Here is a 19,697-nt window from a genome sequence, read left to right as displayed (position 1 = left end):
TTACTGGACGAGTGTCTCGAAGACTGCTGCGGGTTCTTCGTACTGCTCTTCGTGGCGGTGACAGAGGCTCAGTCGGCCACGGTCACCGACGCCGAGTTGGTCGGGCCGTTCGCGGTCACACACGCTGCCGAACTCCTCGCGGAGGTAGGTGCGTGCTGCGTCTTCGTCGTCGTTCTCTGCGTAGTCTGCGGCCTCACGGAGGTGGTCCATCACGTCCGTCGGAACGTCGAGGTCACCGAACAGTTCGGTGAGTGTCTCGTCCATCCCGGCTTGGTGCGTCTCGCGGCCGAGAAGGTCGCGGACGCGGTCCGACAGCGACGGTTCTGCGCGCGAACGCTCGCGGAGGACTTCGCGGAACACTTCGATGCGTTCCCAGAGGTCGTCGTCGAGGCTCCTGTACTGCTCGGGGCGAATCTTGACCGGACAACGGGTCGAGAACGGACACCCTGCTGGCGGGTCACGCGGACTCGGCGGCGTGCCACGGAGCGTGATACGGTCGCGTTCGGCCGTCGGGTTCGGTTCGGGAATCGACGACAAGAGCGCGTGCGTGTACGGGTTCGCCGGCGACTCGAACATCTCGTCGGCCGGACCAATCTCCATGATGTTGCCGAGGTACATCACCGCGACGCGGTCACAGATGTGCTTGACGACCGCGAGGTCGTGGGCGATGAAGAGGTACGTCAGGCCGAACTCGTTTTGGAGGTCTTCGAGCAGGTTGAGAATCTTCGCCTGCACCGACACGTCGAGTGCCGAGACCGGTTCGTCGAGGATGATGAACTCGGGTTCGAGTGCGAGGGCACGGGCGATGCCGATACGTTGTCGCTGCCCACCGGAGAACTGGTGGGGGTAGCGGTAGTAGTGTTCTTCCTGCAGACCGACGGTCTCGAGGAGTTCGCGAACGCGCTGGCGACGCTCTTTCGGCGTCTTCCAGTCGTGCACGTCGAGCGGTTCGCGGATGATTTCGCCGACCGTCATCCGCTCGTTGAGGCTCGAATCGGGGTCCTGAAAGACCATCTGCACGTCGTTGCGGAACTGTTTGAGGTCCGCGCCGGACAGCGTCGTGATGTCCGTCCCGTTGAGTTTGACATCGCCAGCGGTCGCTTCTTCGAGGCGCATCAGCGTCCGACCGAGCGTGGACTTTCCACACCCAGACTCGCCGACGAGACCGAGCGTCTCGCCGCGTTCGATGCTGAACGAGACGCCGTCGACTGCCTTCACAGGGTTGCTGCTGAGTAGGCCGCCGTCCTCGTAGTACGTCTTGAGGTCGTTCACTTCGAGGAGCGTCTCTCCGGATTCGTGGCTCATCTTCTCTTCTTCAGTGGACGTCGTACTCATCGCTGGTCACCTCCGTCTGTACCGCCCGAGCGGTGGACGTCGACTGCCTCCGCCGTCGGGAGGTCTTCTGGGTAGAGTAGACACGACGCACGATGCTGGGTCGCGTCGTCACCCACGTCGACCGGAACCGGGTGGACGGTGTCACACTCGCCGAACGCCTTGGAGCATCGCGGTGCGAATCGGCAGTAGGTCGGTTCTTCGTTCGGCGTCGGCACGTCGCCTTCGATGGTCGCGAGGCGACCACCTTCTTCGAGGCCCTGTCCGGGTATCGAACCGAGGAGACCCTGCGTGTAGGGGTGCTTCGGCGACTCGAACAGTTCGACGACCGGTGCGCTCTCGACGATTTCGCCCGCGTACATCACGTTGACGCGGTCTGCGATTTCGGCGATGACACCCATGTCGTGGGTGATGAACATGATAGCGAGGTCACGTTCTTCCTGGAGTTCTTCGAGGAGTTCCAGAATCTGCGCCTGGATGGTCACGTCGAGTGCCGTCGTCGGTTCGTCACAGATGAGCAGTTCGGGGTCGCACGCGAGGGCCATCGCGATGACGGCACGCTGTCGCATCCCACCAGAGAACTGGTGTGGGTACTCGCGGATTCGACGGTGCGCGTCCGGAATCCCGACTGCTTCGAGCAGTTCGATGGCTTCGCGCGTCGCCTTCGACCCGCTCATACCGCGGTGCAGACGGAGCGCTTCTTTGATCTGGTTCCCGACGGTGTAGACGGGGTTCAGACTCGTCAACGGGTCCTGGAACACCATCGCGATACTGCCGCCACGGATGCGGCGCATCTGCTTGGGTGTCTTGTCGAGGAGGTCCTCGCCGTCGTACATGATGCGACCGTTCTCGATGCGACCCGGATTGTCGACGAGTCGCATGATAGACCGCGCGGTGACGGACTTCCCGGACCCGGATTCGCCGACGATACCGACCGTCTCGCCGCGGTGGATGTCGAACGAGATGCCGTCGACGGCACGGATGACCTCTTTGTCTGTGTAGAACGCGGTGCGAAGGTTCTCGACCGACAGAATCGGCTCGCCCTTCTGGCGCGTCGTGGTCGTCTGTTCGGTGCTCATGCGCCACCTCCGGTCGCCGCGGCCTCGTCACCGGTGTCGGCCTGCGGGTCGATTGCGTCGCGGATACCGTCACCGAATGCGTTCAGGCCCGTCACGACGAGCGTGATGAGCACACCGGGGAGCAGCGAGATGTGCCACGAGGGACTCGCGACGTACTGCTGTCCGTCGGCGATGAGACGGCCCCACTCGGGCGTCGGTGCCGTGATACCGAGACCGAGGTACGAGAGGCCGGCCACACTGATGATGATACCACCGAGACTGAGCGACGCGTAGATGAGCATGTAACTGAACACGTACGGAGCCATGTGCTTGCGCATGACCTGTCCCGGCGTCTGACCGAAGGATTTCGCGGCGTCGATCCAGTCCTGTTCGGACACTTGGAACGCTGGACCACGTATCGACCGCCAGATGAACGGCCAGTAGACGAGGCTGAAGATGAGGATGATGAGCACTGCGCCGTCGTACAACTCCCTCACCCAGGTGTTCTGGAAGATGACGAGCATCAAGATGAGGACCATGATGACCGGCAACGCCTGTATCGAGTCACTCGCGAGCACGATGGCCAAGTCGGCGAGGCCCTTGTAGTAGGCGGTTAGCATTGCTAACGAGAGCCCGATGATACCAGCGATTCCCATGGCGACAGTGGCGATGGTGAGCGATATCCTCGCTCCGAACACCACCTGTGTGAACAAGTCCTTCCCATTTGTCGCTGTCCCGAAGGGATGGAATCTGCCGTAGTCGTCGTAGGTCATCGGCGCGACGTTCTCGTCACCGGCACCCTGCGAACCAGACCCGAGGTTGGCTTCGCCGACGAGAACCGTCTGGACGGACTGGCTCTCGTCGTCCCAGTAGCTGACTTCGTAGTCGTACGGTTGGAGGATGTTCTCCTCCATGGTGGTCGGTCCGAGCGCGGGGGCGAATACCGCCATAACCACAAACGTGATAGTAATGATAAGTCCAAACTGGCCCCAGGTGTGACCCCGGAAGCGGTTGACGACGTCGTCACGCGGCGTCCAGTCGACGCGGCGGTAGAATCGTCGGTAGCGATTGTAGCCGTTCCAGAGCCAACCGAGGATTGCGAAGGCGTACGCGTACACGACGGTGACGCGAATCGCCCACGCCGCGGCGGGTGAGAGACCGAGGAAGGTTCCGATCCACTGCGACCCGTCCCAGTAGCCCTGATTCGGGATGAAGTCGCGGGAGACGAGCGTCGGGATGCCTTTGAGCGACTCCTGGAGAGAACTCACTGCGGCGGCACCGGGGTCTCCCGGCAGGAGGTTGACGATGACGCCAGCGATGGCACCGAGGACCTGAAGGATTGCGCCAAGTTCGACGCCGAGGAGGACCACACCGACTGCGGCCCAAATCAGCGCTGGTTGGGGATTCTCAGCGACTCGTTGTCGAAGCGGTATTTCGGTTTCTGTTGGTGTACTCACTGTGATTCACCCCTCGTACCCGACGCGCGGGTCGATGACTGTGTACAGGAAGTCCTGCAGGATGTTCGTGCCAACCAGGATGAGGATGAAGATGTACATCAGCGTCCCGATGAGTGGCAAGTCGCCGTTGATGGCTGCGTTGAAGAACAGCCATCCGAGCCCGTTGATGGCGAAGACGGTCTCGACGAAGACGGACCCGCCGAGAAGCAAGAACGCCTCGCCAGTGATGATGGGAACGAGCGGGATGAGCGCGTTGCGGAAGATGTGCTTCCAGACGAGCGAGCGACCGGAGACACCTTTCGCGCGGGCCGTCTCGACGTAGTTCGAGTTGATGGTCTCGAGGACTGCCGTCCGGCCGATACGCATCTCGTTACCCATCGACGCCGACCCGAGGACGAGCGCCGCAGGTGCAATCTGCTTGGTCGCCCTGACGAACGAGTTAATCCATCCACCCGGGTCTTCGATGAATCCCTGTAGCGGTGATTGGAAGAAGCCGAGCGCCGGCGGTGTGACGACGTTCGTCTTCACAATCCACGTCTGCCACGTGAAGAACCCATTCGTCCACTGCCCGGTCTGTGAGAGGGCAGTGACGAGCATAATCGCCAACCAGAAGTTCGGCATCGCACGCCAGACGATTCCGCCGAACGATGCGACGTAATCGGAGAGCGTGTTCGGGTTCAGCCCGGCGTAGAATCCGAGCGGAATCCCGACGAACAGGGCGATGAGGACCGACCAGAAGCCGAGCCAAATCGTCCGCGGTGCGTACACCTGGATGAGTTCGTACGCAGTCGTCCCGGGCGCGATGACCCACGACTGGCCGAGTTGGAAGGTGAACAGCCGGTACATGAAGTCGAAGTACTGGCTCCAGAGTGGTTGGTTCAATCCGAGGTTATTTCGAATCTGCTCGGCCGCCTGAGGGTTGTATTGCGTCCCCAAAATCGCTGAGACGGGGTCGAGGGGACCCAGGCGGATGAGCGCAAACGTAATCGTCGTCCCGAAGATGACGACAGGAATCGACATCAGTACCCTGCGGAGGAAGTACTGCCATCGACTCATGGCATCACCTCGCAGACCGTTCGAGCGGACATTATTGTACAGGTTTAATGAGTGGGATGGATATGTCTTGCGCTTCGGAGTCTTAATCTCGAACTTTCGAGACCTCTTTCATCCCAATCTTACAGATAGCGGTGACTAACTGCACGCATGTCAAAAATATTTGAGCGTTCTGATTTCGGCGACGGGCGCGTGACCGTTGCCGGTGTGAACGCGATTACCGGTTGAGGGTAACGTTGTTCAGCTTCTGGCGGCTCGGACCCATGCCACCGAACGGCTCGATGTTGACGGTGTCGTACCAGAACCGCTCGTCCTTGCGGTTGTAGATGGTGAGCATCGCGACGTCGTCCCAGTTGGATTCCTCGATTTCGACGTAGGCTTCGTCGCGAACTGCCTGAGCGTCGTCGGTCGGCGCTGGGTTGTTGACGACGCGCTGGTAGGCGTCGGTCGCCTTCTGGTAGGAATCGCCGTTGTCGGACGTCCAGTTGACGTACGAGATGGGACCCTGCTGGGAGGTGTCCGTTTGCGGCGGGTTGAGCAGCTGGAGGAAGTTGTCCGCTGCTGGCCAGTCAGCAATCCAGCCGAGGGTGTACGCTTCGAGCTGACCGTTGCGGCCGCGCTCGAGGAGCGTCGAGAAGTCGGCCTTCTGAATCTTCATGTTGACGTGAGCCGACGCGAGCTGGTCGCGCAGGATCTTCGCCATCTCCTCCCACGTGTCGGAGTTGTACTGGGTCCACTGGACCTCGAACTTGTTGTCCGGGCCGTAGCCAGCCTCTTCCATGACCTCGCGGGCCTTCTGGATGTTGGTCTCGGCGACGCCGTACGGGTAGTCAGACTCGACCTTCTCCTGTGCGGCCTGTGCGCCACCCGGGTAGATGGTCGGCGGCGTGAAGATGTACGCCGGGGAGCCGCGGCCCTTGAACACTTCTTCGACCATCTGGTCTTGGTTCAGGACGTACGCGAACGCCTGGCGGACCGGCTTGGGGACCTTCTTCATGTTGAAGCCAACGTAGAAGATGGACAGGGTCGGAACGCCGACGTAGTTGACCGTCTTGCCGTTGCGGACCGGGCCGTACGTACCGATTTCACGGCCGAACTCGTCCGTCGACTCGATAGAGACCTTACCGGGGTCGTATTGAGCCGTCGGCATGCTGAAGTAGTCCGCGTTCTCGTTCATCGCGTAGTTGTAGCGGGCCGTGTCGTCCTCGATGACCTGCCAGCGGACGTTGTCGACCTGCGCGGCATCTCCGTAGTAGTCGTCGTACTTGGAGACGGCTGCTGCGGTACCCTTCTCCCAGAAGGCGAGTTCGAACGGACCTGCGCCGACAGGGTTCTTGCTGGCGAAGTCCGTGTACTCCATCTCGCCCTCGTACTCGTCGAGGTCACCGACGATACCTTCGGGGTATGCGGCGAACGAGGTGTACGCGAGCATCTCGAGGGTGTCGTGGAACGGCTCGCTGAGGTTGACGACGAGTTCGGTGTCGCTCGGGGCTTCGACGCCGAGCGAACCGGGCACGTAGCTACCTTCGCTGTCCGTCTCGTGTTCGACACCGATGGAGTCGAGGATGAAGTAGGCGCGGCGGCTGTTCTCGGATGCGGCGAGACGCTCCCACGCGTAGGCGAAGTCAGCTGCTTTGACTGCGCGACCGTCGTGGTAGGTCGCGTCTTCGAGCTGGAACGTGTAGGTCGTGAAGTCTTCCGAGGACGTGTAGTCCGCGGCGAGTTCGTTCTCGACCGTCGGGAGGCCGTCCGGATAGGACATCAGGCAGTCGAAGACCTGCTGAATGATGATACCGGACGAGGTGTCGGTCGCTGCGACGGGGTCGAGCGTGGTGATCGTCCCCGTGAGGATGCGCTGGAAGACGGACCCGGACAGCTCGGTACCGGTGTCTTCGGTCTCCGTCTGCTGTTCGGTCGTGGTCTCTTCCTGCCCACCCGATTCGGTCGTTGTCTCTTCACCGTTACCGCCGGTACAACCAGCGAGAGCGGCGGCCGTTGCGGCCCCACCCGTTGCCTTCAGGAAACGACGACGCGAGAGTTTGTTAGTGTCTGGCATTCGGGCCAATCTTCCCAGTCCTTGTGGATAAACTTACCGTATTCGATTTGTTTGATATAGTATAGCGTGGTAGGGGTGTAGTTCCCTACCTAAACGGCGAATTCTGCCACACGAATCGCTCAAACGGTCATTTTAATATCTAAACCGGTTTTCGAGGCAACAGAATCGTGCGAGACGACATTTGCACGTCTTCCGTTTCGGGCAACTTATATAGGGGTGACACTATGTATCATACATGACGCCGGATGCGAAGGCTTCCGTCGACGACTCGGGCGCCGAGGTTATGGCCTCGGTGGACAGCACCCAGACGGGCCAGCGTCTTATTATCGCGGACATCTCCCGCGACGACGCATGGCTCGCGGCCGACGTAGCCGACGCACTCGCACTCGACGACTGGCGATAACCAGTCCGGCACCGACGACTCGATTTTTCCGTTCGTCCACTGGCGGACGAGACCATTTACATTTTAGTCCGACTCGCTCGTGGTACGTCGCATGAACGCTCGAGCGGTGACAGTCAGCGAGGAGTATCTCGCACGCCTCGAACACGGTGCAGACTGGCGCGAGGAGATTGAGGAGTTCTGCGCGCGGAAGGGTATCGAGTCCGCGTGGTTCAACGCGATGGGGGCCGTGCAGGACGCCGAAATCTGGTTCTACGACCAGGACGACCAGGAGTATCAGTCTGTCACGTTCGACGAACCGCTCGAAGTCGCCGCCTGCGTGGGGAACGTCTCACTCCTCGACGGCGAACCGTTCGCCCACACGCACGCGGTACTCTCCCGACGAAGCGGTCAGTCGCTGGCAGGGCACCTCGACTCGGCGACAGTCTTCGCCGGCGAGGTGAACCTCCGCGCGTTCGACGAACCACTCGAACGCGAACACGACGACGTAACCGACCTGGACCTCTGGTTGTAAACCGTGCGAGAGGAGGACGAGCGCTACTTCGCGCGCATCGAAGACCGTCTCGACGAAGCGTTCGAGTTAGCGCGCGCCGCGAAAGCGCAGGGACACGACCCAAAGACGAACGTGGAGATTCCGGTCGCCAAGGACATGGCCGACCGTGTCGAGAACATTCTCGGCATCGACGGCGTCGCCGAACGCGTCCGTGAACTCGAAGGGCAGATGTCTCGCGAAGAGGCGGCGCTGGAACTCGTGACCGACTTCGTCGACGGCAACGTCGGTGACTACGACTCACGCGAAGGCAAAGTGGAAGGTGCGGTTCGAACCGCCGTCGCCCTCCTTACCGAAGGTGTGGTCGCCGCACCAATCGAGGGAATCGACCGTGTCGAGATTCTCGAGAACGACGACGGAACCGAGTTCGTCAACGTCTACTACGCCGGCCCGATTCGCTCTGCGGGTGGGACCGCACAGGCACTCTCGGTTCTCGTCGCCGACTACGCCCGGTCGCTGCTCGGCATCGACGAGTACAAGACACGAAACGACGAGGCGGAGCGTTACGTCGAGGAAATCAACCTCTACGACAAGGAGACCGGGCTTCAGTACTCGCCGAAGGACAAAGAGACCCGATTCATCGCCGAGAACATGCCCATCATGCTCGACGGTGAGGCGACGGGTGACGAAGAGGTGTCTGGCTACCGTGACCTCGAACGCGTCGACACCAACTCCGCCCGTGGTGGGATGTGCCTCGTCATGGCAGAGGGAATCGCCCTCAAGGCCCCGAAGATTCAGCGGTACACTCGGCAACTCGACGAAGTCGACTGGCCGTGGTTACAGGACCTCATCGACGGAACCATCGGCAAAGACAGTGGGAAAGACGAGTCTGAAGCCGAAGACGGGGACGCCGAGTCCGGCGAGGGTGACGAGGCCGCGGCAGAAGTCGACGACGACGAGACGTCACCGGACGAACCCGAGGGCTCCGTCCGCGTCGAACCCGCGACGAAGTTCCTCCGTGACCTCATCGCTGGCCGTCCGGTCTTCGGCCACCCCTCTGCACCCGGCGGGTTCCGTCTCCGGTACGGCCGCGCCCGCAATCACGGATTCGCAACCGCGGGGGTCCACCCCGCCACGATGCACATCGTGGACGACTTCATCGCCACCGGGACGCAGATAAAGACCGAACGCCCCGGGAAAGCGGGCGGTGTCGTCCCCGTCGACTCCATCGAGGGGCCGACGGTCAGACTCGCCAACGGTGACGTTCGCCGTATCGACGACCCCGAAGAGGCCGAAGAACTCCAGAACGGGGTCGAGAAGATTCTGGACCTCGGCGAGTACCTCGTCAACTTCGGCGAGTTCGTCGAGAACAACCACCCGTTGGCACCCGCGTCGTACGTCTTCGAGTGGTGGATTCAGGACTTCGAGGCGACAGATGCCAACGTCCAAGCACTCCGGGACGACCCGACTATCGACCTCGAACATCCGAGCGTGGACGACGCGCTCTCGTGGGCGACCGAGTTCGACGCGCCACTCCACCCCGAGTACACGTATCTCTGGCACGACGTCTCGATCGAGCAGTTCGACCGACTCGCAGACGCTGTCGCCGCCGGCGATATCGCCGCCGCGGAGGCGGACGGCGGGACCGGCGTCGGCGTCGATGCCGACAACGAACCCGAAGGAGGTGAACAGGGGACGCTCGTCCTCGAACATACGTCCGAGGTCCGCGAGACACTCGAACACCTCCTCGTCGCGCACCGTCAGACCGACGACGAACTCCGTGTTCCCATCTGGCGGCCCCTCGCGCGGACGCTCGGTCTCACCGACGACCGGGAACGGACGTGGACGCTCGACGACCTGTCTGAACGCGCCCGCGTGTGGGACGAGGGTGACAACGCCATCGAGGCCGTCAACGAAGTCGCTCCATTCGCCGTCCGCGAACGCGCACCGACCCGCATCGGAAACCGGATGGGTCGCCCGGAGAAGTCCGAGCGCCGTGACCTCTCGCCGGCAGTCCACACGCTCTTTCCCATCGGCGAAGCAGGTGGCAGTCAGCGCGACGTCGGCGACGCCGCCCGCGAGTTCGGTGAGTCCGGCAAGCGCGGCCACGTCTCCGTCCGAGTCGGGAAGCGGAAGTGCCCCGACTGCGGGGCGTTCGGGTTCAAGTCGAAGTGCGAGCAGTGCGGTGGCCACACCGAACCACACTACGAGTGTGACGACTGTGGCACCGTCGTCGAACCCGACGAGTCTGGTCGCGTCTACTGTGAACGGTGTGAGTGGGACGTCGAGAGCGCCGAGTGGCAGGAGATAGACCTGAACACCGAGTACAGAAACGCACTCGAATCCGTCGGTGAACGCGAGTCCTCGTTCAAGATTCTGAAGGGCGTGAAGGGTCTCACCTCCGCGAACAAGACGCCCGAACCCATCGAGAAAGGTGTCCTCCGGGCGAAACACGACGTCTCGTCGTTCAAAGACGGGACCGTCCGCTACGACATGACCGACCTGCCTGTCACGTCGGTTCGCCCCGAGGAACTCGACGTGACGGCCGACCACTTCCGTGAACTCGGCTACGAGACGGACATCGACGGTGAACCCCTCCGCTTCGACGACCAACTGGTCGAACTCAAAGTACAGGACATCGTCCTCTCGAACGGCGCGGCGCGGCACATGATGCAGACGGCGAACTTCGTCGACGACCTCTTAGAGCAGTTCTACGGCCTCGACCGGTTCTACCAGATGGAAGAACGCGACGACCTCATCGGCGAACTCGTCTTCGGGATGGCACCCCACACGTCCGCGGCAGTCGTCGGCAGAGTCGTCGGATTCACGACAGCAGCGGTCGGGTACGCGCATCCGTACTTCCACGCCGCGAAGCGGCGGAATTGTGACGGTGACGAAGACTGTGTCATGCTGCTCATGGACGGCCTTCTCAACTTCTCCAAGGAGTTCCTCCCCGACAAACGCGGTGGGCAGATGGACGCGCCACTCGTGATGTCCTCGCGCATCGATCCCTCGGAAATCGACGACGAGGCGCACAACATGGACATCGTTCGGCAGTACCCGCGAGAGTTCTACGAGGCCACTCTCCGGATGGAAGACCCAGACGATTGGGAAGACGAGGTCACAATCGCCGAGGAGTACCTCGGAACCGACCGCGAGTACACAGGGTTCAACCATACACACGACACGACGGACATCGCCGCGGGTCCGGACCTCTCTGCGTACAAGACGCTCGGGTCGATGATGGACAAGATGGATGCACAACTCTTCCTCGCGCGGAAACTTCGCGCAGTCGACGAGACTGACGTGGCAGAACGCGTCATCGAGGGCCACTTCCTGCCAGACCTCATCGGGAACCTTCGTGCGTTCTCCCGACAGGAGACACGCTGTCTCGACTGCGGGGAGAAGTACCGCCGGATGCCACTCACCGGTGAGTGTCGCGAGTGTGGTGGGCGGGTGAACCTCACCGTTCACCAAGGGTCCGTAAACAAGTACATGGACGTCGCCATCGACGTCGCAGAGGAGTTCAACTGCCGCGACTACACGAAACAGCGCCTCGAAGTGCTCGAAAAGAGCCTCGAATCCATCTTCGAGAACGACAAGAACAAACAATCTGGCATCGCGGACTTCATGTAGGTTCTGTCGAGCGGTTTTTCCTCCAGGTTTTCGAGCCGAGTGGCCCGTTCACTCGGCGTGGAAAAAGTGGGGAACGAACAATCTGGCATCGCGGACTTCATGTCGGTCTGAGTCGACTCTCCTCCCGGTTTCCGGTAGTCTCTGTCATCTCTGTTCTGCTCCGAGTGCGTGGAACCGCCTCGTAGAAACGACGGACACTGTTCTCGCCGGGGACAACACTGTAGTCGTACTGTGATATCCGGCCCCGAGTCTGCACTTCAGGTGTGCGATGTGTCTTTTTATCACGTCTCTCTAGAATGTCGTACGTTCGTACCCATCCTCGTCCAGCAGTGACTAGTGTTTCTCCGGCGCGCGCGTAAGGCAAACATTGCCACACTGCTAACTGGCACGCGTTGCTCTCGGTGACTGTTGTGCTGTGCACCGACTGCAGTCCGAGAGACCTGTACTGAAGTGGGTGAAGGAGTCTCCATCCTGTGGCGGTCCATCTCGTGGTGGCTATCGAGGACTGTTTCAGACCACAGCACAATTCTATATCGCGCTATTCAGTTTATTATTTATACGACGGGGATATCGAGCCGTCTCGTCTGAGACGGCGCTGGCCGTCCGAATTTAGGTGGCTCCGTGACGTATGTTCACACATGAGTGGTGAGACACAGCCAACCGTCGGCATGGCGGTGTACGCGAAGGATGGGACCAAAATCGGCAGTATCCGGGGATTCGACGAAGACGGGTTCTACGTCACGACCCGCGAGGGATTCGCCGCGATGTCCATCGAACACGAACGCGCGGGCCACGAGTTCGGCGAAGCGGAGTTGATGTGGCGGTGCAGTGACTGCGGCGAGATGGGTGACATCGAGCAGTTACCCGACTCCTGTCCGAACTGCGGCGCGGCGCGCGAGTACATCTACTACTGGACCGAAGACTGACTCCCGAAAGGTCCCGATTTTTATCACCCGATGAGTACCTGTAGCCATGCGAATCCTCGTCTTCGGCGCGGGTAGCCTCGGAACCCTCGTCGGCGGACTCCTCGCGTCGGTACACGACGTGACGCTGGTCGGCCGGAACCGACACGTTTCGCGCGTCTCGAAGACTGGTCTCGATATCGTCGATGCCGAGTCCGCGCACGTCTCACCGGCGGCGACGACGACCGAAACAGGCCACGATGCAGACCTTGCACTCGTGACCGTCAAGTCGTTCGACACGCCCGCGGCGGCCGAGGCCCTCGAAGCGTGCGACGTCGATGCCGTCCTCTCGCTCCAAAACGGCATGACCGAAGAGGTACTCGAATCGGCCCTCGACGTGCCCGTTCTCGCGGGAACTGCGACCTACGGTGCTCGCCTCGTCGCCCCCGGCCGTGTCGAGTGTACAGGCATCGGCCGCGTCGTCTTAGGTGTCCTTGATGGCGGCACCTCACCCCTCGCCGAACGGGTTGGAAAGGCCTTCCGCGACGCGGGCATTCGGACGCTCGTCGCCGCCGACATGCCTCGCCGACGGTGGGAGAAACTCGCCGTAAACGCCGGTATCAACGCCGTCACTGCACTCTCGCGGGTCGAAAACGGGGGACTCGCAGCCGGCGAGGCAAGCGAGGTCGCCCACCGCGCCGCACGAGAGACTGCCCGCGTCGCCCGATTCGAGGGTGCTCGACTCCCGAACCGTGTCGCCCGCGAGGCCATCGACCGCGTCATCGACCAGACCGCCGCCAACCGGTCGTCCATGCTCCAGGACGTCGAGGATGGAAAGCGAACCGAGGTGGACGCAATCAATGGTGCAGTCGTCGATACCGCCGAACAATACGACTACGAAGTGCCGACGAATCGAACGCTCGCGGCGCTCTTACGGGCGTGGGAACGAGGAGAAGGGCTTCGGTAGAGGGAGAGGTGCTTCGGTCAGGTAGTCGAGTCGGTTATTCGAGGTATCCTAAGTCGCGGAGTCGTTCCTGTGCTTCGTCGTCCATCTGGTCGACTGAATCGTCTGACACGTCGGTGCCGAGGGCGTCAGTCCACGCGCCACCGGCCGCGTCTTCGAACTCACTGAGTGCGGCCTCCGTCTCGGCGATGGCCTCGTCGTCTGATTCGGCGAGGTTCTCGGTCTCGTCGGGGTCCTCGTCGAGGCGGTAGGCCTCGTCTTCGATGCGGTCGATTCGGGTGTACTTGGCGTCGGTACGGCGGGCAGACCGCATCCGCGAGTAGAATCGTGAGTCCTCTGGGAGGGAGATTCCCGCCTTCGAGGCCTTCTCTTCTAATTGCTTGAGTTCGACGACTGGGCGCGAGTATTCGACGAAGGCGTACTGCCCATCGTGGTGCTGTCCGGGGTCGCCGTTGCTCGCGTCCGCGAAGTCGCGATAGTTCGCCGAGAGGAGCGACCGGGTTCGGTCGAGTGCGACGACGCTGTCGCCGGACTTGGCTGGTTCGCCGCCTTCGACGCCTAGCGAGTCGAGAACCGTGTGGTAGAGGTCGACGAGTTCGACCTGGTCGTCGCGACGTCCGGTTCCGAGCGCCGGATGTTTGACCATGAGCGGGACGTTGATGAGCGGGTCGTACAGGCAGAATTCGTGGCCGTAGAGGCCGTGTTCGCCGTGGAGTTCGCCGTGGTCGGCGCAGACGACGACCATGGTGTCGTCCCACTGGTCTGTCTCTTTGAGGTGGTCGAACAGGCGGGTGAGTTGGTCGTCGATGTGGGCGATTTCGGCGTCGTAGAGACCGCGGATGTCCTCCCACTCGTCGTCGTCTATCTCGTACGCGCCGGCGTTGTACTCCTTCGAATTCTGGCACACTTCGGTCGAATCGACGCCCGGTGCGAACTGCTCTTTGTACTTCTTGGGTGGGTGGTACGGCAGGTGTGCGTCCATGAGGTTGATGAACGCGAAGAACTGGTCGGAGTCGTCGACGAAGTCGATGGTTCGGTCGACGACGGCAGGCGTCTTCGAGTCAGCGCCTTCACCACCGGCGAGGTACTCGTGGGCGGTGTTGCCGAGGCTGACGAGTTTGTCGGCGAGCGCCCGGAGGGTGTCGCTGTCGTTCATCGTCTTCCACGCCTTCGCCAACGGGCCGGAGAGGAAGTCGCCCGGCATGACCTCGAAGAAGTTGTCCTGGTCTGCGAACCCGTCGGTCAGGTGGGTGTAGGGCGTAATCCACGCGTTCGAGGAGTAACACGCGGTGTCGTATCCGGCCGCCGAGAGCGTCTGGGCCAGCGTGGTCGCGCCTTCGAGGTAGGGGTTCTCCTGGTCGGCCCCGTGTTGACTCGGGTACATTCCAGTGAAGAGCGACGCGTGGACGGGGAGCGTCCACGGCGCGGGCGCGACGGCCTGTTCGAAGACGGTCGCCTCTTCGGCGAACTTGTCGAGGCCCGGCGTCGTCGGGCGGTCGTAGCCGTACGGCGTGAGGTGGTCCTTGCGGACCGTGTCCATGACGACGAAGAGGACGTTCTCGGGCGACTCGGCTGTCATACCCGTGGGTGGGGTGTAGTCGCCGATAAAACTCCTGTTCTCTGTCGCCGGTCGAACAGAAAGAACCCGAGAACCCGGCTTAGAAGGGTGCTTGCGGACCTTGGTCGTCTTCGCGGTCCTCGCTCGTGTCTCCGGGGAACGATGGGCTCACGTCGCCGCCACGGCTCGCGCCACCCATGTCGCCGCCCATGCCGGTGTCGGCGTGGACTTCGTTGATTTCGGGGATTTCCTTGACCATGCGGGTCTTGATGGCCTGGATGGTCATCGGGGAGATGCCACACCCAGAGCAAGCGCCGCCGAGGAGGACCGTGACCTCACCGGTCTCGCGGTCGAGGTCGCGGATAGCCGCGCTACCGCCGTGCATCTGGATTTGCGGGAAGTTCCGACGGAGGAAGTTCACGACACGCTCTTTGAGGTCGTCTTCGCCGTCCTGCGTCTCCGTGCTCATGGACGCGCGTTCGGGGTGAACGGGCTTAGGCCTTTGGTTCGGTTACGCTTCGACGCCGAAGACGCGGTGCAGTTCACCTTCGATTTCGTCGACGTAGCGGTCGAGAACGGCGTCGAGTTCGTCGTCCGCGATTTCGACCGCAGTCAGTCGCTCCGGCGGGTTCTCGGGGAGTTCGACCCGGAACTCACCATCTTCGTAGAAGGGTTCAGACTCGTTGAGAATCTGCTGGTCGATGCCGTGGATGAGCGTCGAGTCGAACTCGTCGTTCATCGTCTCGAACGCGTTCTTGTACGCCCGCTGGAGTTGGGGGAAGTAGTGGACGTATTTGTCTTCGAACTTCTCCGGGTCGAAGTCGGTCATACTCGGAGATTTCCCACTCGCAGCAAAAAATCGGACGATTGGTCGGTGCGCGCTCGGCGTAGTGCGTCGACTGCCGTTTCGTATAGCATCTGCCCGTTTATGCCACGGTCGATGGAGAGATTGCGATGTCTCGTGAAACCGGGTCTAGTGTCGCTGACGGCGCAAACCCTTTCGATTAGCCGTGGCTCAACAGTGCATCGGGTCTCGAAAATGGAGTGACGTGGTGCGCGTCACTCGATGAGTGGGCTGTCCACGCGCGCGGCGCTGAGTTCGCTCGCCACGAAGATGGACACGAGTTCGCTGATTAGTTCGTCGTACGACTCGTCCTCTTCGAGGATTGCGTCCAGTCGCTCGACGGTTCGACGGTCCAACTCGACCGTCTCTGTTTGTACCTCCGGTTCGTACCCGACCGGGTATTCGTATTCGAATTTGTTTGTTCTCGCGGTCGCCATCGTCTTGCCCCTCTCCGGCCGTGACGGCCGGCACCGTGTGATACACGAGCATACAATATGAGGATTTCGCGGAAATAGCGGGTGAGACGCAATGTATGCCGTCTTTCGTGAGACCTTCACCACCACACTATAAATCGCATGTCGCGATACAAAATGGCGTGGTTCCTTCCGAAAATTCGTGCGCGGCGAGCAGGCCTGTCTGAACCGCTACTGGGTCCGTGATAGTGGGACCGTACTCACCGATTCAGCCACGTGGTATTTGTTCTCAAGGAACATATTGGGGGCATGCCGAGTGACGCGGACCGCTACAACAAGAAGGGGGTGCTGAAGAAGAAACAGTACAAGCGCGAGTTGAACCGTCTGCAAGAAGAACTGGTTAAACTCCAGTACTGGATTAAAGAAGAGAACCTGCGGGTGTGTGTCGTCTTCGAGGGACGCGACGCCGCGGGGAAAGGTGGCGTCATCAAGCGTATCACCCGCCGACTCAACCCGCGGGTCGCCCGTGTCGTCGCTCTCGGAACGCCCACAGAACGCGAGAAGGGCCAGTGGTACTTCCAGCGCTACGTCGAACAACTCCCCACAGAGGGCGAGATGGTGTTGTTCGACAGAAGTTGGTACAACCGCGCGGGTGTCGAACGCGTGATGGGCTTTTGCACCGACGAAGAGTACGAAGAGTTCCTGCGGACGTGTCCCGAGTTCGAGCGGATGCTCGTCCGGTCCGGTATCGTACTCATCAAGTACTGGTTCTCCATCAGCGACGAGGAGCAAGAACGGCGGTTCCAGAAGCGCAACGAGGACCCGAAGCGCCGGTGGAAACTGAGTCCGATGGACCTCGAAGCACGCTCGCAGTGGGTCGAGTACTCGAAAGCGAAAGACGCGATGCTGGAACACACGGACATCGAGGAAGCCCCGTGGAACGTCGTCCACGCCGACGTGAAGCGCCACGCGCGATTGAACTGTATCTCACATCTACTGGACCAGATTCCGTACGAAGACCTGACGCCCGACCCCATCGAACTCCCGCCGCGACAGAACGCCGACTACGAACGCCCGCCCATCGACGACCAGAACTGGGTGCCCGCACGGTTCGGGTCGAACCCGGTGGACGACGACTGAGTCGGCGGGTCTATTCTAACTGCTCGCCGACGATGCGGTCCGCCTCGGCGATGAACTCCGCGACGGTCCCGTTCGGAATCGTCGCGCCCGCCGCGACGTTGTGACCGCCGCCGTCGCCGCCGACTGCTCGGGACGCCTCGCGCATGACGACAGAGAGGTCCAGTCCGTTTCTGACCATCACGTACGACCCGCGGGAGGAGACTTTCACGTCGCCGTCTTCGTTCTCTGCGAAGGCTAACACGGGGATTCCGTTCCGCGTCGCGTCCGTTCCGACGGCCATCCCGGCGACGATGCCGACGATGGTCTCGCGTATCTCGTCGCCGGCGTCGAACCACTGGAGGTTCTCCTCGACCGTTACGCCGTGTTCTTTCACCCACTGGAGGCCGTTCGAGAGGTTCTTGCGGTGGTTCCGAAGGAGTCTCCGCGCCCTATCGAGTGCGCGGTCACGGTCACCGAGACAGACTGCGAGGCCGACGTCGCCGCGGTCGTAGCGGGCCGTCGCGTTCAACAGCGTCGAGAACTCACTCACGTCGCGGAGTTCGGTCCCTTCCTGTTCTTCCGAGAGGACGTACGTCGTCCCCACGAGGTCGTCGATTCGTCTGGCTGGCACCCCGCTGGCGATGGCCCGGCGAATCAGGGCGCTGGCGAGCGTCTGTCGCTGGTCTCCCGTGAGGTCGACCCACCGTTTCCACTCGCCGTCGTCGTCACGGCAGGGCACGTCGAGTTCGGTCAGGAACTCGATAGCGCCGGCCTCGTTGTTCGAGATGCCGGGAATGCGCACGTCTGTCGCGTACTGGAGGAGTTTCGGAAGCGCACGCGTCTGCCGACCGTAGATTCGGAGGTCGGTCCCTTCCTCGACGACGCCGGCGGCGACGCCTTCCTCGACGATGCCCTCGTTGGCACCGGTGAGCGTCCCGTTGGTATCCTGCATGTCGCCGACTGCGCCGACGACGGCGAGGGCGGCGAGGTCGCGGTTGTCGCCGCCGTCGGGTTCGAGTGCGCGCGCGAGGACGTAACTCGCACCCGCCCCGGAGAGTTCGGTGGCCCCGTCGAGGCCGAACCGAAGCGGGTTGAGGTGGTGTTCGGTCTCGACTCCATCTGCGGGCTGGTGGTGGTCGGCGATGACCGGGTGGAAGTCACCCGCCGCTTCGTGCTCGGCGATGATGTCGAGTTGCCCGCTGCCGAAGTCGGTAAAGAGGACAGTGTCGTAGTCGGTCGCCGCGATGTCCGCGATAGCCCGTTCGTCGAGTTGCCGACAGAACACTGTCTCGAACGGAATCTCGGCGCGTTCGAGTGCCAGCGAGGCGATGCCGGCGCTGGTCAACCCGTCGGCGTCGATGTGCGACGCGAGGAGTACCCGGTCGGCGTCGCGGAGGCGGTCGGCGCACGCCGCGGCGTGTTCGGACAGGTCGGGGACGGGGCCTTCCATCTGTAGGGTACTCACGTCGTCATCGGCATAAACGCTGGCAGTTCGGCGAAGAACGTCTCGGTGCGACTGTCGGCCACGACGTGCGGCAGTGGTCTCGTGTTCGTACAAAAACCTTCGTTGGAGGGCGTGGGGGACTCTCGATTCCCGTGCTGTGGATTATCGCTCGAAGAACCGCCGCGTCGCCGCCCGGCACTCGTCGTCGGCACGAATCTCTTGGAAGGCACCGCGAATGCGCTCACGGGTGCCCGGATTGGCCGCGCCGACTGCCGCGTGTCGTTTCGCCAGCCGAGTCGAACGCCGCGGCGACGTGGCGATGGACTCGACCAACTCGCCGACCGTCGCTTCCAGTTCGTCGTCCGGGACGACGCGGTTGACGAGTCCCCACTCGGCCGCCCGGTCCGCGTCGATTGGGTCACCGATCAGCGCGAGTTCCATGAGTCGCTTCTTGCCGACGGTTTCGGCCACGCGTTCGACTGCGTAGGGAGGGTACGCGCCGATTGTCGTCTCGGGGAGCGCGAACGTGGCGTCCGGTACGGCGACGGCGAGGTCACACGCGGCGACGAGTTCGCACCCCCCGCCGTAGGCGAGGCCGTTGACCGCCGCGACGACCGGAACGTCCAGCGACTCGATGCCGAACAGTACGTCGTAGAGGCAGTCGGTGAGTTCTTCTACGTCGTCTGCTGTCTCCGCGCCTTCGATGAGCGCAATGTCGTCACCGGCGCAAAACACGTCTTCGACCCCCGTGAGGACTGCGACCCGCGACTCGTCTGCCGCCCGGTCGAGACCGTCACGGAGCTCCTGCCACCCCTTGAGGTGGAGGGCGTTCATCTTCTCGGGTCGGTCGAGCGTCAGCCAACTGGCGTCGCCGCGAGTGTCGTATCGTAACATGACACACAGTGCGCAGACGAGCGAGAATAGTCTGGGGGTTCACATGTGACAGTCGTCGGTACTCGCTGCGAGTCACG

17 protein-coding genes are annotated in these 19,697 nt (G+C 62.1%); 6 read left to right on the top strand and 11 right to left on the bottom strand.

Annotated elements, in window-relative coordinates:
- The 5 genes from GJR96_RS05015 to GJR96_RS04995 all read right to left on the bottom strand — a co-directional run bounded on the left by GJR96_RS05015 (position 1) and on the right by GJR96_RS04995 (position 6,956).
- Entirely contained in the window at positions 1–1,335 is a 1,335-nt protein-coding gene (locus tag GJR96_RS05015) for an ABC transporter ATP-binding protein (protein ID WP_151161928.1), read from the bottom strand.
- Complete coding sequence (locus tag GJR96_RS05010) at positions 1,332–2,411, bottom strand: ABC transporter ATP-binding protein (RefSeq protein ID WP_151161927.1); 1,080 nt, start codon at positions 2,409–2,411, stop codon at positions 1,332–1,334. Before GJR96_RS05010 ends, GJR96_RS05015 begins: the two co-directional genes overlap by 4 nt.
- Positions 2,408–3,847 (bottom strand): ABC transporter permease, encoded by a 1,440-nt coding sequence (locus GJR96_RS05005; RefSeq protein WP_151161926.1) that lies wholly within the window; start codon positions 3,845–3,847, stop codon positions 2,408–2,410. Before GJR96_RS05005 ends, GJR96_RS05010 begins: the two co-directional genes overlap by 4 nt.
- A gap of 6 nt (positions 3,848–3,853) precedes the next feature.
- The gene (locus tag GJR96_RS05000) at positions 3,854–4,903 is read right to left on the bottom strand and encodes an ABC transporter permease (RefSeq protein WP_058571577.1); all 1,050 of its coding nucleotides are present in this window, start codon (positions 4,901–4,903) and stop codon (positions 3,854–3,856) included.
- Between the two features lie 214 nt (positions 4,904–5,117).
- Entirely contained in the window at positions 5,118–6,956 is a 1,839-nt protein-coding gene (locus GJR96_RS04995) for an ABC transporter substrate-binding protein (protein WP_151161925.1), read from the bottom strand.
- A gap of 235 nt (positions 6,957–7,191) precedes the next feature.
- Here GJR96_RS04995 and GJR96_RS18050 point away from each other — a divergent pair, with 235 nt between their 5' ends.
- From GJR96_RS18050 to GJR96_RS04975, 5 genes are all read left to right on the top strand, one after another.
- Positions 7,192–7,359, top strand: a complete 168-nt coding sequence (locus tag GJR96_RS18050) for a DUF7556 family protein (RefSeq protein ID WP_191965410.1) — start codon at positions 7,192–7,194, stop codon at positions 7,357–7,359.
- Positions 7,360–7,450: 91 nt separating this feature from the next.
- The gene (locus GJR96_RS04990) at positions 7,451–7,870 is read left to right on the top strand and encodes a PPC domain-containing DNA-binding protein (protein WP_151161924.1); all 420 of its coding nucleotides are present in this window, start codon (positions 7,451–7,453) and stop codon (positions 7,868–7,870) included.
- A gap of 3 nt (positions 7,871–7,873) precedes the next feature.
- A complete protein-coding gene (locus GJR96_RS04985) occupies positions 7,874–11,482 on the top strand; it encodes a DNA polymerase II large subunit (protein WP_151161923.1) in 3,609 nt (1,202 codons plus the stop codon).
- Positions 11,483–12,120: 638 nt separating this feature from the next.
- On the top strand, positions 12,121–12,408 hold the full coding sequence (locus tag GJR96_RS04980; protein WP_151161922.1) for a DUF7130 family rubredoxin-like protein: 288 nt from the start codon (positions 12,121–12,123) through the stop codon (positions 12,406–12,408).
- Positions 12,409–12,454: 46 nt separating this feature from the next.
- Positions 12,455–13,351, top strand: a complete 897-nt coding sequence (locus GJR96_RS04975; RefSeq protein WP_151161921.1) for a ketopantoate reductase family protein — start codon at positions 12,455–12,457, stop codon at positions 13,349–13,351.
- Between the two features lie 34 nt (positions 13,352–13,385).
- Here the strand turns inward: GJR96_RS04975 and GJR96_RS04970 are convergent, their stop codons facing one another.
- The 4 genes from GJR96_RS04970 to GJR96_RS04955 all read right to left on the bottom strand — a co-directional run bounded on the left by GJR96_RS04970 (position 13,386) and on the right by GJR96_RS04955 (position 16,187).
- Complete coding sequence (locus GJR96_RS04970; protein WP_151161920.1) at positions 13,386–14,927, bottom strand: sulfatase; 1,542 nt, start codon at positions 14,925–14,927, stop codon at positions 13,386–13,388.
- A gap of 79 nt (positions 14,928–15,006) precedes the next feature.
- Entirely contained in the window at positions 15,007–15,375 is a 369-nt protein-coding gene (locus GJR96_RS04965) for a NifU family protein (protein ID WP_151161919.1), read from the bottom strand.
- Between the two features lie 42 nt (positions 15,376–15,417).
- Positions 15,418–15,735, bottom strand: a complete 318-nt coding sequence (locus GJR96_RS04960; protein WP_151161918.1) for a DUF5783 family protein — start codon at positions 15,733–15,735, stop codon at positions 15,418–15,420.
- A gap of 230 nt (positions 15,736–15,965) precedes the next feature.
- A complete protein-coding gene (locus GJR96_RS04955) occupies positions 15,966–16,187 on the bottom strand; it encodes a DUF7557 family protein (protein ID WP_151161917.1) in 222 nt (73 codons plus the stop codon).
- Between the two features lie 285 nt (positions 16,188–16,472).
- Here GJR96_RS04955 and ppk2 point away from each other — a divergent pair, with 285 nt between their 5' ends.
- Positions 16,473–17,303, top strand: coding sequence for a polyphosphate kinase 2 (gene ppk2, locus GJR96_RS04950; protein WP_151161916.1), 831 nt, complete (start codon positions 16,473–16,475; stop codon positions 17,301–17,303).
- A 10-nt stretch (positions 17,304–17,313) separates the two neighbouring features.
- Here the strand turns inward: ppk2 and GJR96_RS04945 are convergent, their stop codons facing one another.
- Together GJR96_RS04945 and GJR96_RS04940 are read right to left on the bottom strand one after the other, a co-directional pair.
- Complete coding sequence (locus GJR96_RS04945; RefSeq protein WP_151161915.1) at positions 17,314–18,732, bottom strand: DHHA1 domain-containing protein; 1,419 nt, start codon at positions 18,730–18,732, stop codon at positions 17,314–17,316.
- 156 nt (positions 18,733–18,888) lie between these two features.
- Complete coding sequence (locus GJR96_RS04940) at positions 18,889–19,620, bottom strand: enoyl-CoA hydratase/isomerase family protein (RefSeq protein ID WP_151161914.1); 732 nt, start codon at positions 19,618–19,620, stop codon at positions 18,889–18,891.
- Positions 19,621–19,697 lie beyond the last annotated feature (77 nt).

Origin of the sequence: Haloferax litoreum (assembly GCF_009674605.1) — an archaeon.
In the GTDB taxonomy this organism is placed as follows: Archaea; Halobacteriota; Halobacteria; order Halobacteriales; family Haloferacaceae; genus Haloferax; species Haloferax litoreum.
This window is presented reverse-complemented; position numbering and strand designations above follow the sequence as displayed.